Genomic DNA, 16119 nt, shown 5'->3' on the forward strand with positions numbered 1-16119 from the left:
ACGCGCTCCCCGATCCCCACCCTCCCCACTCCTTTGACCTGGTCAAGCAAGTGGGGAACCCGATCGGGGCTGGGGAATTTCGAAGATCCTCATCATCCTCCCGGACGCCCCCGGCGCCTCCGACGAACTGATCGACAACCTCGCCTCCGCCTGGCGCACCGTCATCACCGACGCCCGCCGCCTCGGCGAAGTCCAGCTCACCCCCGACGCCGCCCAGCTCTGGCGCGACGAGGTCTACCTGGCGCTGTGCGGGGACGAGGGCGACGACGGCCCGATCGCCGAGTTCACCGCCCGCGCCGCCCCCTACGCCAAACGCGCCGCCATGGTCTACGCCCTGACCGACCACACCGACCGCATCGGCGAAACCCACCTCCGCGCCGCATGGGCCCTCGTCCGGTACGCCCGCGCCAGCGCCGCCCACGTCCTCGGACCCACCGCCGCCGCCAGCACAGGCGATCCGCACCTGGACAAGCTCCTGAACGCGGTGAAGACCGCCGGGCCCTCCGGCATGACGCAGAGCCAGGTGCAGGTGCTCCTGAAGCGGCTCAACGCCACCCAGCGCGCCGACGTCACCGCCCGCCTGTGCCAGTTGCCCGGCTTCGCCGCTGCCCAGCTTTCCACCGGCGGACGCCACCAGACCGTCTACCTCTACGCCCCACCCGACTGAGGAGCGGTCCGGAAAGGCCGAAAAGGCCGTAAGGCCCCCTGACCAGCGAAAACGCCTGGCGGAAAGTGGTCCGGAATGGTCCGCGAAGGGCTCCGCGATCCCCTGCCGCCGACCTTCCGGCCCCCTTTCCGGACCATTCCGGACGGCTTTCCGCCACACAAAACCCCAGCTCAAAACCCTTTCCGGCCTTTCCGGCCTTTCCGGACCGCCCCCGGCCCCGAACGGAGACCACCGCGATGCCCCGCACGCCCGCCGCCCACCCCGCCCGACCGGCCATCCCGCCGGACGCCCCACCGACCACCACAGAGCCCCGGGCCCGCTCCCCACCAAGCCCCAGGGGCCCACCCCGCCCCGACCGCCGTCACCACCCAGGCGCGTGCCGGACAGGAGCGGGCCCGGTGTCCACCACCAGGACGCCCCCACTCCCCTCCCCCGCCGAGAGCACCCCGCCCCCGTTGTTGGCGCAGGTCAAAGCACCAACAACAACGCCAACAACGCCGAAGAGCGACCACCCGAGAGGGGGTCGCCATGCCCACCGCCCCCGCCCAGAAGAGCCCCTTCCCCGCCCGCTCGCAGGCCCCGCGACAGACTCCCCCGCCGGGCCGGACACGGGAAGGAAGGCACCACCCCCACCGCCCTCCTCGACCAGACCCCCGTCCGACCCCGCTCGCGGCCCCGAACCCACCACTTCCGAGGCCGGAAGACAGGACCCTGCCAGACCCCGTCCGCGCCCTCCCGGAACAGGGGCCCGAACGGTCCCCTCCCAGCCCCTCCCCCGGGAACCGCCAGAGCCCGGCGGATCCCGACTACACCAGGCCTCTGACCTGCGACAACTACACGACTACAACCCCGACTACGCCCCGACTACACGCCCGACTACACCGGCCGGAAGGGGAAGTCGATCACGAACCAGCACCACCGCGCCCCACCCCGGAACCCCGCCAACAGAGCAGCCGGCGCGTGAGGCAACCTCCGCAACGGTCCGTAACCTCCCCCCACCCACCCCCACCCAGAAAAAGCCCTCCCCCGCCCGATCAGAGGCCCGGGAGGACACCCTCCCGCCGGGCGGGGGGTGGGTGGGAGATCACCCAAAGTCACACCCCGCAAAGCCGTTCAAGTCCCCGGCACCTCCTCCAGCCCTCCCCGACACCGGGCCTGACACCCCCTGACACCTGACAGCCCTGACACCCAAACCCCTAGGCAAACCCGGTGTCAGACGGCCGCTGACACCGCCTGACACCCACCCCTGACACCCGGTCTGACACCCCGCCCTCACCCACAGGAGAGGCCCATGGCCAACCGCAGCACCCCGGCCGACCCCCAACCCACCGTGATCGCCCTCCCCGCACGCTTCCTCACCCCCGAGGACATCGCCGCGATGTTCGGCGTCCCGCTGGAGACCGTCTACCAGTGGCGCCGCAAGCGCACTGGCCCGCCCGCCTTCCGCGTCGGCCGGCACCTCCGCTACCACCCCGACGCCGTCGCCCAGTGGGTCACCCACCAGACCCAGCAGGCCGCCTGACCCACAGCCGAACGCGGCCCCTCTCCGAGGGCTGACGGGCACCCGGAGAGAGGCCCACCCCGCAGGGCCTCCACCCACCCCCCGTACTGGAGGACGCGAAGCCCGCCCCCAGCACCCGCCAGTACGACCATCCCGCCCCATCCCCAGGCGCCCTCTTCCTGAGGCCGCCCGCAACACCGCCCCGGCGGGGCCCACCCAGCCCCCCTCCCCCAGCCCCTCCCCACACCCCCGCCCCCCGTTGTTGTCGCAGGTCAGAGCAACAACAACAACCACAACAACCCAACAACACGAAGCCACCACCACTTCAAGGAGCGGCCCCATGGCCGGACACATCCAAGACCGCTGGTACAAGACCGAGAAGGGCCCGGACGGCAAGCCCCACCGCGTCCGCACCGACCGCTACGGCACCGGCAAGCGCTACCGGGCCCGCTATGAAGGCCCGGACGGCAAGGAGACGAGCCGGAGCTTTCCCGACCGCCAGAAGCGACTGGCGGAGGAGTGGCTGGCCCGGATCGAGGCCGACATGTCGCGCGGCCAGTACCTCGACCCGACGACGGCGAAGACCACCTTCCAGGAGTTCGCCGAGCACTGGCTGAGGAGCCAGACCAGCGACCCGAACACGCAGGCCTCGATGCAGTCGCAGCTCCGGCGGCACGCCTTCCCGCGGATCGGGGCCCGGCCGCTCACGTCGTTCCAGCCCAGCCACATCCGGGAGTTCGTCGCCGAGCTGGAGACCTCCGGCATGTCGGGGTCGTACGCCCGGGTCATCTTCTCCAACGTCCGGGCCGTGCTGAGCGCGGCCGTGGACGACGGCATCCTCCTCCGGAACCCGTGCGCCGCGCAGACCGTGCGGCCGCCGGTCGTCGGCTCCCGACGGGTCGTCCCGTGGGAGCCGGAGCGGGTGTTCGCCGTCCGGGCGGGCATGACGGAGCGGTACCGGGCCACGGTCGACGTCGGCGCCGGCTGCGGGCTCCGGCAGGGCGAGATCCTGGGCCTGGCCGTGGACGCCCTCGACTTCGACGCCAACACGATGCACGTCACCCAGCAGCTCAAGCTGAGCCGGAGCAAGCCGGTGTTCGCGCCGCCGAAGGGCGGGACGCTGCGGAGCGTGCCGCTCCCCCGGCCGGTGGCCGACGCGCTCAAGGCCCACATGAAGCGGTTCCCGGCGGTGGAGATCACCCTGCCGTGGATGAAGGTGGGCGGACCGCCGGTGACGAAGCGCCTGATCTTCACCAGCCTCTCCGACTCGATCGTCTGGCGCGGCATGCTCAACGAGGACCACTGGAAGCCCGCGCTGGCCGCCGCCGGGGTCATCCCGACGCCGGGCAAGGGGGAGTCCTACGCGTCCGCCCGGGAGCACGGCATGCACGCGCTCCGGCACTTCTTCGCGTCGGTGCTGCTGGACGCCGGGGAGAGCATCAAGGCCGTGAGCGAGTACCTGGGCCACGCCGATCCGGGGCTGACGCTGCGGGTCTACGCGCACCTGATGCCGGACAGCCGGCGCCGGGCGCGGAAGGCGATCGAAGGGGTCTTCACGCCCCAAGATCACGAAGGCTGACGGCCCACAGACGGCCCGGGAATGACGACGGCCCCTCACCAGCGCCATACGCGCAGGTGGGGGGCCGTTTCGCCAGGTGGGTTACTTCTTGCCCTGGTTCTTGACCGCCTCGATGGCGGCCGCGGCGGCGTCCGGGTCGAGGTAGCGGCCGCCCGGGGTGACGGGCTTGAAGTCGGCGTCCAGCTCGTAGACCAGCGGGATGCCGGTCGGGATGTTCAGGCCGGCGATGGCCTCGTCGGAGATGCCGTCGAGGTGCTTGACCAGCGCGCGCAGGCTGTTGCCGTGGGCGGTGACCAGGACGGTCCGGCCGGCGGCGAGGTCCGGGACGATGGCGTCGTACCAGTACGGCAGCATCCGGTCGACGACGTCCTTCAGGCACTCGGTGCGCGGACGCAGCTCGCTCGGGATGTCGGCGTAGCGCGCGTCACCGGCCTGCGAGTACTCGGCGTCGTCGGCCAGCACCGGCGGCGGGGTGTCGTACGAGCGGCGCCACAGCTGGAACTGCTCCTCGCCGAACTCGGCCAGGGTCTGGGCCTTGTCCTTGCCCTGGAGCGCGCCGTAGTGGCGCTCGTTCAGCCGCCAGCTGCGGCTGACCGGGATCCAGTGCCGGTCGGCCTTGTCCAGGGCGATCTGGGAGGTGCGGATGGCGCGGCGCAGCAGCGAGGTGTGCAGCACGTCGGGGAGCAGACCCTCGGCGGCCAGGAGCTCGCCACCGCGGGCGGCCTCCTTCTCGCCCTTCTCGTTGAGGTCGACATCGACCCAACCGGTGAACAGGTTCTTCTGGTTCCACTGGCTCTCGCCGTGGCGGAGCAGGATGAGTCGGTACGTCGTGTCAGCCATGGCCCCCAGCTTAGTGGGGGGTCGGAAAACCCCTGGTGGGGACCTTCGGCCGATGTGTAATGTGTGCTCCGCGCATCTGACACTTACATGCGTCGGCTGACCGGGCCTGCCGCACCGTTCGGCGGACGCCTGCCCACGGGAGCCCCCACATGCTCGTCGCCCTGGTCGCCAACCCCCGGATCCGAAGACTCGTACAGGAGACCGTGGGCGGGCTGCCGCGACAGTTCTGGTGGCTCTGGGTGAGCACGCTGGTGAACAAGCTCGGCGCGTTCGTCGTCACCTTCCTGGCGCTGTATCTGACCGTCGACCGGGGGTACTCGGCCTCCTACGCGGGCCTTGTGGCCTCGCTGTTCGGCCTCGGCTCGGCCGTCGCGGCGATCCTCGCGGGCGTGCTGGCCGACCGGATCGGGCGCCGGCCCACGCTGCTCGCCGCCCAGCTCGGCACCGCGCTGTTCACCGCCGTGCTCGGCTTCGCGGACGGCCAGGTGGCGATCGCCGTGGTGGCCTTCCTGGTGGGCCTGTGCAACAACGCCACCCGGCCGCCCACCTCGGCGATCATCGCCGACCTGGTGCCGGCCGAGGACCGGGTCCGCGCGTACTCGCTGAACTACTGGGCGATCAACATCGGCTTCGGCCTCTCGGCGGCCGTGGCGGGCCTGATCGCCACCCACGGTTACCTCACGCTCTTCCTGCTGGACGCGTTCTCCACCCTGGTCTGCGCGGTGGTGATCTTCATCCGGATCCCGGAGACCAGGCCGCAGGCCGCGCCCGGCCGGGCGGACGGCTCCGCCGAACCGCCGGTCAGCCTGCTCTCGGTGTTCCGGGACGCCCCGTTCATGGCGCTGGTCGGGCTCACCCTGCTGCTCGCGCTGGTCTTCCAGCAGGGCAGCACCACGCTGGCCGTGGACATGGGCGCCTCCGGCATCACCTCCACCGAGTACGGCCTGGTCATCGGCCTGAACGGGCTGCTGATCGTGGTCCTGCAGATCCCGCTGACCCGCTGGATGGAGGGCCGCTCACGGACCGGGCTGCTGATCACCAGCTGTCTGCTCACCGGCTGGGGCTTCGGGCTGGCCGCGCTGGCCGGGTCCTCGGCCTGGCTGTTCGCGCTCTCGGTGGCCGTCTGGACGGTCGGCGAGATCCTCAACACGCCGGTGATGATGGGCCTGGTCGCCGAGCTGGCGCCGACCCACGGACGCGGCCGCTACCAGGGCGTGCACAGCCTCTCCTGGTCGCTCGCCTCGTTCCTCGGCCCCGCGGGCGGCGGGCTGCTGCTCCAGCACGCGGGGCCGGCGGTGCTCTGGACGGCCTGCGGGGCGGTCGGGACGGTCACCGCGCTCGGGTACGTGGTGCTGGCCCGCCGGACCGGCGCGGCCGGGCGCCGTCGGCCCGTGGCCACGGAGGTCCCGGCGCCCGCGGTGGGGGCTCCGGCGCGCACGGCCACGGCGCCCGCGGCCGCGGAGCCCGCGGTGGAGCCGGCCGGGAAGGCCCCGACGGGCGCCTGACCGGCCCGCGGGTCAGCCGGCGGCCGGGGTGTCCGGGGCATCCGGGGCCTCGGCCGAGGCGTCCCGCGGGGCGGCCAGGTGGGCGAAGGCGGCCAGGTTGCGGGTGGACTCCCCGCGCTTGGTCCGCCACTCCCACTCGCGCCGGATCGCGGTGGCGAAGCCCAGCTCCAGCAGGGTGTTGAACGGCTCGTCCGCGTTCTCCAGCACCGTGCCGAGCAGCCGGTCCACGACCTGCGGGGTGAGCGCCTCCAACGGCAGCCGGCCGGCCAGGTAGACGTCGCCGAGCGCGTCGATCGCGTACCCGACGCCGTACAGCCGGGTGTTGCGCTCCAGCAGCCAGCGGTAGACGGCCTCGTGGTTCTCGTCCGGACGGCGGATCACGAAGGCGTTCACCGACAGGGTGTGGTCGCCGACCCGCAGGGCGCAGGTGGTGCTCAGCTTGCGGGTGCCCGGGAGGGCCGCCACCAGCGTGTACGGGTCGGTGGCGGCCGGCTCCCAGGCCACCCCGGCGTCGTCCAGGGCGGCGCGCAGGAGGGTCAGGGCCTCGTCCTTGGTGCGGATTGCCATGGGGGTGACGTTACTCGTCGGTACCGGGCGGGCGCAGCCCCAGGCCGCTCGACCCCGGGGCTTCCGCCCGGGCCTCCGCTCAGGCCGGTCGGCGACGGACCCCGGCCAGCCGGCCCGCCGGGCGGGCCATGCTCCCGGCGTACACCTCGGCGGTGGTCGCCGCGGCCGTGTCCCAGCCGAAGCGGGACGCGTGCCGGGCCGCCGCCTCGCCGCGCCGGGCCGCGAGGCCCCGGTCGGTGACGTACGGCTCCAGCGCGTACGACCAGTCCAGCGGGTCGTGGCCCTGCACCAGGGTGCCGGTCTCGCCGTCCCGCACCGCGACCGGCAGGCCGCCCACCGAGGCCGCCACCACCGGGGTGCCGCAGGCCTGCGCCTCCAGCGCGACCAGCCCGAAGGACTCGCTGTACGAGGGCATCACCAGCGCCGACGCCGCGCGGTACCAGTCGGCGAGGTCCGGCTGGCCGACCGGCGGGTGGAACCGCACCACGTCGCCGATGCCCAGCTGGGCGGCGAGCTTGTGCAGGCTCTCCGGCCGGGCCAGCCCGGTGCCGGACGGCCCGCCGACCACCGGCACCACCAGGCGCTCGCGCAGCTCCGGGCGGCGGCCCAGCAGCGCGGCGACCGCCCGCAGCAGCACGTCCGGGGCCTTCAGCGGCTGGATCCGGCCCGCGAACAGCAGCACCGCGGCGTCCTGCGGCAGGCCCAGCCGGGCCCGCACGGCGGCGGGCGTGCGCGGCCCGCCGGGGCGGAAGACGTCCAGGTTGACCCCGGGGTGCACGACGGCCAGCTGGTCCGGCCGGGCGGCGTAGTGCAGCGCCAGCTCGGCGGCCTCCTCGGTGGTGTTGGCGATCAGCCGGTCGGCCGCCTCCACCACCTGGGTCTCACCGATCACCCGGGCCGCGGGCTCGGGCGTGTCGCCCTCGGCCAGCGCGGCGTTCTTGACCTTCGCCATGGTGTGCATGGTGTGCACCAGCGGCACCCCCCAGCGCTGCGCGGCCAGCCAGCCGACCTGCCCGGAGAGCCAGTAGTGCGAGTGCACCAGGTCGTAGTGGCCGGGGCGGTGGCCCGCCTCCGTCCGCAGCACCCCGTGGGTGAAGGCGCACAGCTGGGCCGGCAGGTCCTCCTTGACCAGGCCCTCGTACGGACCGGCGGTGACGTGGCGGACCAGCACGCCCGGGGCCAGCTCGACCGTCGGCGCGTCGTCCGAGCAGATCGACCGGGTGAACACCTCGACCTCGATGTTGAGGTCGGCCAGGCGCTTGGCCAGCTCCACGATGTAGACGTTCATCCCGCCGGCGTCCCCCGTGCCGGGCTGGTGCAGCGGCGAGGTGTGGACGCTCAGCATGGCTATCCGGCGCGGGCGGCGGCGGCCGGGGACGAGCGACTGGAGCCGGCCGCGCGCGGGGGCGGCGGGCTGGGCCCGGCGTACCGAACGGACGGGGTGCTGGATCACCTGGCTGAAGCCTCCTCTGTGCGGCCCGTCGAGGCGGTCCGCGCCGGGCCGCCCGTTGTCCGGTGTGCGCAGCCCCGTCCGGGCACACATCACCATCAGGGTGCCAACCACACGGACCGCGCCCGGCATTCCCGCCCCGGCCCACCGGCCGGAACGGCCGCCATCGCCCCAGGTCAGCACGGTGCCGTCGGCGACCCGACTACCCTTCTGGGCATGGCTGCCTCCTTCGACCCCGCTCCCGCCGCGCCCGCCCGCGGACGGACCGGGCGCCCGGTCGGGACGGTCACCCGGGGCACCACCAACACCAACCGGCTGCGCCGGATGGACCGCTGGATCGCCCACACCCTCGGCCGCGAGCTGCGCGCCGCCGGACGGCCGCCGGTCGCGGTGGACCTCGGCTACGGCGCCGCGCCGTGGACCGCCGTCGAACTGGCCGGACGGCTGCGCACGGTGCGGCCGGACGTCCGGGTGGTCGGGATCGAGATCGAGCCGGAGCGGGTCGCCGCCGCACTGCCGTACGCCGAGCCGCCGCTGCTCACCTTCCGGCGCGGGGGCTTCGAGGTGCCGCTGGACGGCGGCGGGCCGGCCCAGCTGATCCGGGCCGCGAACGTGCTCCGGCAGTACGACGAATCGGCGGTCGCCGGGGTGTGGGAGCGGCTGTGCGCGCGGCTCGCCCCGGACGGGCTGCTGGTGGAGGGCACCTGCGACGAGATCGGGCGGCGGCACGTCTGGGTCGCGCTCGGCCCGGAGGGGCCCCGGACGGTGACCTTCGCGGCCCGGCTGGGCGGCCTGGGCCAGCCCTCCGACCTGGCCGAGCGGCTGCCGAAGGCGCTGATCCACCACAACGTGCCGGGGCGGCCCGTGCACGCCTTCCTGGCCGACTTCGACCGGGCCTGGGCGGCGGCCGCGCCGTACGGGGCGTTCGGGGCGCGGCAGCGCTGGGTGGCGGCCTGCACGGCGCTGGCGGGCAGCTGGCCGCTGGTGGACGCGCGCGGGCGGTGGCGGCAGGGCGAGGTCACGGTGCCCTGGTCGGCGCTCGCGCCGTAGCCGTCGCGGCCGTCGTGCGGGCGGTGCGCGGCGAGAGCCGGTGAGCGATTCGATACGTTCACTCGAACGAGTTATCGAATATCTCTGGCGTGTTGACGCCCCGACGCGCCACGATGGTCCCGCCCTCAGACCCCCGGCCGAACAGCTCCCGCCGGGCCCGCAGCAGCCCCGCCCGCTCCTCGTACTCCTCCGCCCGGCACACCGGCCCGACGGTGTGCACCACGACGAGTTGGCGGCGTTCACCACGACGTCCACCGGCTGTTCCGTGATGTCACCCTCCACCAGAGTGATCCGCGCAACCATCGCCCTCTCCCCTTTCCCGGAACCGCCCGGCAGCCCTTCCGGCAGCCACCCGACGGAGCCCGGGTGCTCGTCCGAGTCCAGTCACCACACCACCACCGGCGTGGCAATAGCCACAACGGCGCCGGTCGGCCAGAGAAATCCCCGGAGATCACGTTATGGTCGCGAGAAGTTCCCCGACGCGCGGTGCCAGGCGGGCACTGCGGACGGACGTCGACCGTTACGCAGTCGGGGAAAGGGAGGAACCACCGATGCCCGCAACGGGAGACGGGCGGGCACCTGGTGCCGCGGGCCTGCCGGGCGCCCATGACGGCGCCCCCGTCGGTCATGCCCGAAGCCGCGTCACGACCGGACCGGCCTCGGCGGCTCCCCCGATACCCCACCCCCGCTCGCGGGCCGCGCACGCCTCCCACCCGTCCCACATCTCCGACCCGGGCGGCCCGGCGGCGGACGGACCGGCCGACGGCGCCCCGCTGCGGCTGCTGGTCATCGAGGACGACGCCTCGGACGCCCAGCTGATCAAGGCGGCGGTGGCCGACAGCGGCACCTCCATCGAGATCCACTGGGCCCGCGGCCTGGACCAGGCCACCGAACTGCTCGCCCCGCCCGTGAACTGGGCCCGGCGCGGGCGCTCCCGCACCCCCGAGTTCGGCTGCGTGCTGCTCGACCTCGCCGCGCCCGCCGACCTGCCGCACCCGACCGACTCCTCGGACGGGCTGGAGGGCCTGCACGAGCTGCTCCGGCGGGCCCCGCACACCCCGGTCGTGGTGCTCACCGACGCCGCCGGGGCCGAACTCGGGGCGGCCGCCGTCGCCGCCGGCGCCCAGGACTTCCTGCTCAAGCACGAGACGGACGGCCCGCTGCTCGCCCGCGCCCTGCGCTACGCCGTCGAGCGCAAGCGCGCCGACGAGTCCCAGCGCCGCCTGGTCGAGGCCGAGTTGCGCGGCCAGGAGAACGCCCGCCTCCAGCGCCACCTGCTGCCCACCCCGCTGCTCGACGGCGCCGGGCTCTCCTTCACCCGGCGCTACCGCCCCGGCCGCCGCCGCGCACTGCTCGGCGGCGACTTCTACGACGCCGTGCGCACCGACGACGGCGCCGTCCACGTCGTGATCGGTGACGTCTGCGGCCACGGCCCGGACGAGGCCGCGCTCGGCGTCGCGCTCCGGATAGCGTGGCGCACCCTGGTCTTCGCGGGCCTCACCGGCGAGACCCTGCTCACCACCCTCCAGCACGTGCTGGAGCACGAACGGCGCAGCGACGAGATCTTCGCGACGCTCTGCATGCTGGTCATCGAGCCCGGCGGCCCCGGCAGCGGCCTCGACTCGCTCGGCACCGGCGAGCGGGCCCGGCTCTACCTCGCCGGGCACCCGGCGCCGCTGCTGCTCGGCCGGGACCACGAGCCGATCACCCTGCCCGCCGACCTCGCCGGGCCCGCGCTCGGCCTGCTTCCGTGCCACGACGGGCAGTCCGCCTGGCCCGCCCACGAGGTCGAACTGCGGGCCGGCTGGCGGCTGTTGCTCTACACCGACGGGCTGATCGAGGGCCGGGTCGGGGCCGGATCGCGCCGGCTGGGCCAGGACGGGCTCGCGGACCTGATCGGCGACCACCAGGCCGCCGGACTGACCCGGGGGCGGCTGATCGACAGCGCCATCGCCGAGGTCGAGGAGCTGAACGGCGGCGCGCTGACCGACGACGTCGCGGTGCTGCTGCTGGAGCGCAACCCGGTGCAGCTGATCCTCGGCTGATCCCCGGCCGAGGGGCGCGCGAACGGGCGCGGAAGCGGTCGACGAAGAACGAGGGCGGACAACGCGACGGCCCGGACGGGCGAACTCCCCGCCCGGGCCGTCACGTTGTCGGCTGCCGCTCCTACCAGGGGCCGTACGGCCCGGTGTTGCTCCGACCGCCCCGGCCGCCGCTGCCGCCGGTCAGCGCCCGGATCGCCGGGCGGACGTCCACCACGTAGACGATCGAGGCGACCAGGCCGGCCAGGGTGCCGATGCCGGTGAAGAAGTTCACCCCGAACAGGAAGTCCCAGCCGAAGGAGATCGCCAGGATCGCCACCCAGAAGCCCTTGGTCTTCTTGTCGGCCGCCCGGTAGGCGTCCTCCCGGCGGGTGACCGCGTCGGCCAGGGCGAACAGCTTGTAGGCGAGGATGGCGATGGTCGCCCACCAGATCGGGTTCAGGTAGGAAAAGGCCAGAATCTGCAACACTCCGACCATTTCGATCTCCTCTGCTCTCGACTCCGGCGCTGCGACCGCTGCCCATCCTGGCACGACGACCGTCCGCGACGGGCTCAACGTCCCGTGGTCACCGGATGTGCCCCACGGGGTACGGGGGCGTGTCGGACACGCCCCGGGTCACTCCGCGGCGTCGGCGGCGCCCTTGCGGGCCCGCGCGGACTTCTTCGGGGCGGGCTCGGCGTCGACCTCCGCGAGCTCCGAGACCTCCACGACCTCCGCGACCTCCGCCGCCGGCTCGGCCTCGACCAGCTCCGCGGCCGGCTCGGGCCGCTCGGCCTCGTCCGGCGTGCCCGGGCGGGCCTTGTCCACCACGACCTTGCCGCGCTCGGCCAGCTCGTCGTACGTCTCCTTGGCCTTCACCGCCAGCTCGACCGCGCGGGCCACCTGCTGCAGGGCGAAGCCCTGGGCCCGCTCCTGCAGGGCCTTGAGGTCGGTCGGCAGGGTGGTGACGGTCTCGGTGACCTTGGCCTGCGCCCCGGTCAGCAGCGACTGCGCCTCCTGGAGCCTGGCGGTCGCCTTCTCCTGCGCACCCTTGCGGTCCGCCGCCAGCGCCTCGACCCGTCCCGGCACCTCGCGCAGCTTCTCGTACGCGAGGTCTCCGGCGCCGGCCAGGGCGTACAGCGGGGTCGGGTCGCCGAGGGTCTTCTTGATCTCGTCGGTGATGGGCATGGTTACCGGTCCTCCCGGTGGGTGTTCTGGGTGGCTGGGCCGTCGGCCGTCGGCTTGGGAGCCGACGACGCGTTCTCCTTGAGGAAGGCGTCGTAGACCGCGAGCAGCGCCTGCTTCTGCTGCTCGTTGATCAGCGGATCGGCCAGGATCGAGGCCCGCAGCTCCAGGCCCTCGCCCCGCCGCTCCTCCAGGATCCCGGCCTGGACGTACAGCGTCTCCGCCGAGATCCGCAGCGCCTTGGCGATCTGCTGGAGGATCTCCGCGCTCGGCTTGCGCAGCCCGCGCTCGATCTGGCTGAGGTACGGGTTGGACACGCCGGCGGCCTCCGCCAGCTGCCGCAGCGAGTACTGGGCGCTGCGGCGCTGCTCGCGGATGTACTCGCCCAGCGAGCCGACGTTCAGTGAGGCCATGCGGACAGCCTGCAACACCCTGCTTGCAAATGCAAGCAGGGTGCTAGCGGCAGCAAACGGGCCCTGCCGGGAGGCCGGCCGGGTGGGCGGGCCGGGGCCGGGGGTCAGGCCAGGTGGGCGAGGAGGAGCTCGATGAGCCGTTCGGGGGTGCGCAGCGGGAGGTAGTGGTCGGCGTCCGGGACGAGGTGGCCGCGGGCGCCGGGGATGTCGGCGGCGAGCCGCCGGGCGATCGCCGCGATCTCCGGGTGGTCGCGGTCGCCGTGGACGACCAGGGCGGGCGCGGTGACGGTGCCGAGGAGCGGTTCGGCCGCCCGGGCCGGCGCGCCCGCGAGGTGGTGCTCGCTGACGATCCGGCGGGCCGCGTTCTCCTCGACCATCGTCGCGACCAGCTCGCCGCCCGGCGCGTCGCGGCCCATGGCGGCCCAGACGGAGAGCTCCAGTTCGGCCAGCGCCGCCGTGTCGCCCCGGCGCCGGGCCTCGGCGTAGGCGGTGGTCTCCGGGGACGGCGGCCAGTCGTGGCCGCTGACCGAGGCGCCGACCAGGCCGAGCGCGGCGACCCGGCCGGGGTGGGCGAGGGCGAAGTCCAGCGCGGTCTCCCCGCCCATGCTCAGGCCGACCAGCGCGGCGCGGCGCAGACCGAAGTGGTCCAGGACGGCGAGCAGGTCCGCGACGTCGTCGAAGGCCCGCTCCGGCGCGGCGGACCGGCCGAGGCCGCGGGCGTCGTAGCGGATCACGTCGTGGTGCCGGGACAGCGCCGGGGCGACGGCGTCCCACAGCCGGGAGTCCATGCCGGAGCCGTGCAGCAGGACCACCGGGCTGCCGGTGCCGCGGCGCTCCGCCCACAGCCGGCCGCCGCCGGGGGCCGGGACGTGGACGTCGGAGGCGCGGGGATCGGTGTGCGGGCTCATGCGGTGATCCTTCCAGAGCCCGCGTCAGGCCCGGCCGGTCAGGCCGGTCAGGCCGCGGCCGTCAGGCAGTCAGGCGGACTCGGGCAGCCGGACGGGCATCAGGACCGAGAAGGTGCCCGCCCGCCCGGGGGTGCGGACGGCCAACGGGGCGATCGGGCCGCCGAGTTCGAGGAGCAGCTGTCCGGGCCGCCCGGCGTCGAGGGCGTCGAGCAGGAAGTCCCGGTTGACGGCCAGTCGGTAGCCCTCGGGGGCCGGGTCGTCGGCGACCGTCAGGCTTCCGTCCCCGGCCAGGGTCAGGACGGTGACCTCGCAGTCGGCTCCGTCCGGGCCGGAGGGCAGGGTGCGGGTGGCGCCGGTCTCGACGGCGGCGCGCAGGTCGGCGGCGGACAGGGTGATCCGGTGCTCCGGTTCGAGCCGGGTGACGGCCCGGTGGTCGGGGTAGTCGACGTCCAACGCGACGCCCTCGATGCGGTGCTCCCCGACCTCGGCCCGGACCGGTCCGTCCCCGAGGGTGAGCGCCACCTCGGCCGGGCCCGCGCCGAGCAGTGCGCGCAGCGCGTCCACCAGCGCGGTCGGGACGACCGTGCCGGCCACCGGCCGTTCGGGCGTGTCGCCGGTGGCGGGCACCTCGGCGAGGGCCATCCGGTAGCGGTCGGTGGCGACCAGGCGCAGCACCGGTCCGTCCGGTTCGAAGAGCACGCCGGCGAGCGAGGGCAGCTCCGGGCGCCCGCAGACCGCGAAGCGGACCGCGTCCAGGGCGGCCGCGAGCTCCTCGGCCGGGACGGTGAGCCGGAGTCCGGCGGGGGTGGTGGTCATCGGCTGCTCCCTCTGGTCGATCATCGCGTGGATCAGGGAGAGCTCGCGGCGGGCGTCGGCGAGGCCGTCCTCCAGCCGGCGCAGGTGTGCGTCGAGCACCTGCCGGGCCCCGCCGCTGCCGGGCGCGGCGCCGAGCACGGCGCGGATGCCGGCCAGCGGCAGGCCGACCCGGCGCAGCCGGGCCAGCAGCCGGGCGTCGGCGAGCTGGCCGGGCCGGTACCAGCGGTAGCCGGTCTGCGGGTCCACCCAGGCGGGAGTGAGCACCTCGGCGCCGTCGTAGTAGCGCAGGGTGCCGACGCCCAGGCCGCTGGCGCGGGCCAGTTCGCCGATGCTGTGCAGCTCGCTCTCCATGCCGGTGACTCTGCGGGCTCGACCTGGTCGAGGGTCAAGCCGGGCCGGGGCGGTCGGCGCTGCCGTCGGCGCCGGGGGCGGGGGCCGGGTCGGCCAGGTGGGCCAGCTTGCGCGGGTTGCGGACCGCCCGGATCTCGGAGATCCGCACGGCGCCGTCGGGCTGCTCGGCGAACTCGAAGACCGTGACGGAGTCGACCGCGCCGTCCACGGTGACCAGCACGCCGGGCACGCCGTTGACCAGCACCGGACGGACACCGGCCCCCTCGCCCAGCCGGCGGAGCACCCCGAGGACGAAGCGGGCGACGTTGTCGGCGCCGGTGACCGGCCGCAGCGCGGCGCTGATCACCCCGCCGCCGTCCGTCCAACTGGTGACGTCGGGGGCGAGCAGTTCCAGCATCCGGTTGAGGTCGCCGCCGACGCAGGCCGCCAGGAACTCGTCGGTGGCACGGCGGCGCAGCTCGGGCGGGGCGTCGTAGCGCGGCCGGCGGGCGCGCACGTGCGCCCGGGCCCGGCTGCCGACCTGGCGGCAGGCGGCTTCGGTGCGGTCCAGGGCCTCGGCGATCTCCTGGTAGGAGAAGCCGAAGGCCTCCTTGAGCACGAACACCGCCCGCTCCAGCGGGGACAGGCTCTCCAGGACCACCAGCAGGGCGACCGAGACGGTCTCGGCCCGCTCGACGCCGTCGGTCGCGTCCGGCTCGGCGACCAGCGGCTCGGGCAGCCAGGGGCCGACGTAGGACTCGCGGCGGACGGCGGCCGAGTCCAGCTTGTTGAGGGCGAGGTTGGTGACCGTACGGGCCAGGAAGCCGCCGGGACTGGCGACCGGGCCGGTGACGCCGCTCCAGCGCAGCCAGGTGTCCTGGACCAGGTCCTCGGCGTCGGCGACGCTGCCGAGCATCCGGTAGGCGATGCCGAAGACCGTCCGCCGGTGCCGCTCGAAGTCGGCCAGCCAGGGGTCGGTCGGCCCGGTCGCGCTGGTCTGCCCGGCTTCACCGGCCGGCCCGGTCTCGTGGGTGTCGGTCACCCGCGCGACGCTACCGCACGGTAGTCGTCGCGCTCAGCTCAGGAAGGCCTCGTAGGCGGGGGCCAGCACGGCGGAGAGGTCGCGGCCGTACGCGGTGATGCCGGAGCGGCCGAGGCGGCGCAGCGAGGGCTCGTCCGGGCCGTCCTCCTCCTCCGCCGGGGCGGGGCTCAGGGTGAAGTCGCCGCGCCAGTAGGCGGCGACGTTGACCACGGGCGGTCTCGGTTCGTCGGTCACACGTCCTCCT

16 protein-coding genes are annotated in these 16119 nt (G+C 74.3%); 6 read left to right on the top strand and 10 right to left on the bottom strand.

All coding sequences use genetic code 11. From position 1 onward, the window contains the following. The first annotated feature begins 322 nt into the window (after positions 1–322). The 3 genes from ACWDCZ_RS09065 (at position 323) to ACWDCZ_RS09075 (ending at position 3747) form a co-directional block, all read left to right on the top strand. A complete protein-coding gene (locus ACWDCZ_RS09065; protein ID WP_449815586.1) occupies positions 323–667 on the top strand; it encodes a hypothetical protein in 345 nt (114 codons plus the stop codon). 1291 nt (positions 668–1958) lie between these two features. Continuing rightward, entirely contained in the window at positions 1959–2189 is a 231-nt protein-coding gene (locus ACWDCZ_RS09070) for a helix-turn-helix domain-containing protein (RefSeq protein WP_449815587.1), read from the top strand. Positions 2190–2508: 319 nt separating this feature from the next. Continuing rightward, the gene (locus ACWDCZ_RS09075; protein ID WP_449815588.1) at positions 2509–3747 is read left to right on the top strand and encodes a tyrosine-type recombinase/integrase; all 1239 of its coding nucleotides are present in this window, start codon (positions 2509–2511) and stop codon (positions 3745–3747) included. A gap of 81 nt (positions 3748–3828) precedes the next feature. Here ACWDCZ_RS09075 and ACWDCZ_RS09080 read toward each other — a convergent pair whose 3' ends face one another. Further along, a complete protein-coding gene (locus ACWDCZ_RS09080) occupies positions 3829–4587 on the bottom strand; it encodes a phosphoglyceromutase (protein WP_049657900.1) in 759 nt (252 codons plus the stop codon). 149 nt (positions 4588–4736) lie between these two features. Here ACWDCZ_RS09080 and ACWDCZ_RS09085 point away from each other — a divergent pair, with 149 nt between their 5' ends. Continuing rightward, on the top strand, positions 4737–6092 hold the full coding sequence (locus tag ACWDCZ_RS09085; RefSeq protein ID WP_449815589.1) for an MDR family MFS transporter: 1356 nt from the start codon (positions 4737–4739) through the stop codon (positions 6090–6092). 12 nt (positions 6093–6104) lie between these two features. Here the strand turns inward: ACWDCZ_RS09085 and ACWDCZ_RS09090 are convergent, their stop codons facing one another. Both ACWDCZ_RS09090 and mshA read right to left on the bottom strand, forming a co-directional pair. Next, entirely contained in the window at positions 6105–6659 is a 555-nt protein-coding gene (locus tag ACWDCZ_RS09090; RefSeq protein WP_449811333.1) for a YbjN domain-containing protein, read from the bottom strand. A gap of 79 nt (positions 6660–6738) precedes the next feature. Then, a complete protein-coding gene (mshA, locus tag ACWDCZ_RS09095; protein WP_449815626.1) occupies positions 6739–8109 on the bottom strand; it encodes a D-inositol-3-phosphate glycosyltransferase in 1371 nt (456 codons plus the stop codon). A gap of 216 nt (positions 8110–8325) precedes the next feature. Here mshA and ACWDCZ_RS09100 point away from each other — a divergent pair, with 216 nt between their 5' ends. Both ACWDCZ_RS09100 and ACWDCZ_RS09105 read left to right on the top strand, forming a co-directional pair. Continuing rightward, the gene (locus ACWDCZ_RS09100) at positions 8326–9159 is read left to right on the top strand and encodes a methyltransferase domain-containing protein (protein ID WP_416873660.1); all 834 of its coding nucleotides are present in this window, start codon (positions 8326–8328) and stop codon (positions 9157–9159) included. Positions 9160–9710: 551 nt separating this feature from the next. Next, positions 9711–11204 (top strand): PP2C family protein-serine/threonine phosphatase, encoded by a 1494-nt coding sequence (locus tag ACWDCZ_RS09105; protein WP_049654153.1) that lies wholly within the window; start codon positions 9711–9713, stop codon positions 11202–11204. Positions 11205–11325: 121 nt separating this feature from the next. Here ACWDCZ_RS09105 and ACWDCZ_RS09110 read toward each other — a convergent pair whose 3' ends face one another. The 7 genes from ACWDCZ_RS09110 to ACWDCZ_RS09140 all read right to left on the bottom strand — a co-directional run bounded on the left by ACWDCZ_RS09110 (position 11326) and on the right by ACWDCZ_RS09140 (position 16109). Next, positions 11326–11679, bottom strand: coding sequence for a DUF2516 family protein (locus ACWDCZ_RS09110; protein ID WP_049654152.1), 354 nt, complete (start codon positions 11677–11679; stop codon positions 11326–11328). A gap of 138 nt (positions 11680–11817) precedes the next feature. Further along, positions 11818–12369, bottom strand: a complete 552-nt coding sequence (locus tag ACWDCZ_RS09115; protein WP_388044930.1) for a hypothetical protein — start codon at positions 12367–12369, stop codon at positions 11818–11820. Positions 12370–12371: 2 nt separating this feature from the next. Beyond that, positions 12372–12779 carry a helix-turn-helix domain-containing protein gene (locus tag ACWDCZ_RS09120; RefSeq protein WP_416873662.1) on the bottom strand — a complete coding sequence of 136 codons (408 nt, stop codon included), beginning with the start codon at positions 12777–12779 and terminating at the stop codon, positions 12372–12374. Between the two features lie 104 nt (positions 12780–12883). Further along, positions 12884–13687 carry an alpha/beta fold hydrolase gene (locus ACWDCZ_RS09125; protein WP_449815590.1) on the bottom strand — a complete coding sequence of 268 codons (804 nt, stop codon included), beginning with the start codon at positions 13685–13687 and terminating at the stop codon, positions 12884–12886. 69 nt (positions 13688–13756) lie between these two features. Then, positions 13757–14854 carry a DNA polymerase III subunit beta family protein gene (locus tag ACWDCZ_RS09130; protein WP_117488431.1) on the bottom strand — a complete coding sequence of 366 codons (1098 nt, stop codon included), beginning with the start codon at positions 14852–14854 and terminating at the stop codon, positions 13757–13759. Positions 14855–14888: 34 nt separating this feature from the next. Then, positions 14889–15875, bottom strand: coding sequence for an RNA polymerase sigma-70 factor (locus tag ACWDCZ_RS09135; protein WP_449815591.1), 987 nt, complete (start codon positions 15873–15875; stop codon positions 14889–14891). Positions 15876–15908: 33 nt separating this feature from the next. Further along, on the bottom strand, positions 15909–16109 hold the full coding sequence (locus tag ACWDCZ_RS09140) for a hypothetical protein (RefSeq protein WP_449815592.1): 201 nt from the start codon (positions 16107–16109) through the stop codon (positions 15909–15911). Positions 16110–16119: the final 10 nt, after the last annotated feature.

This window comes from Kitasatospora sp. NPDC001225, assembly GCF_053597855.1.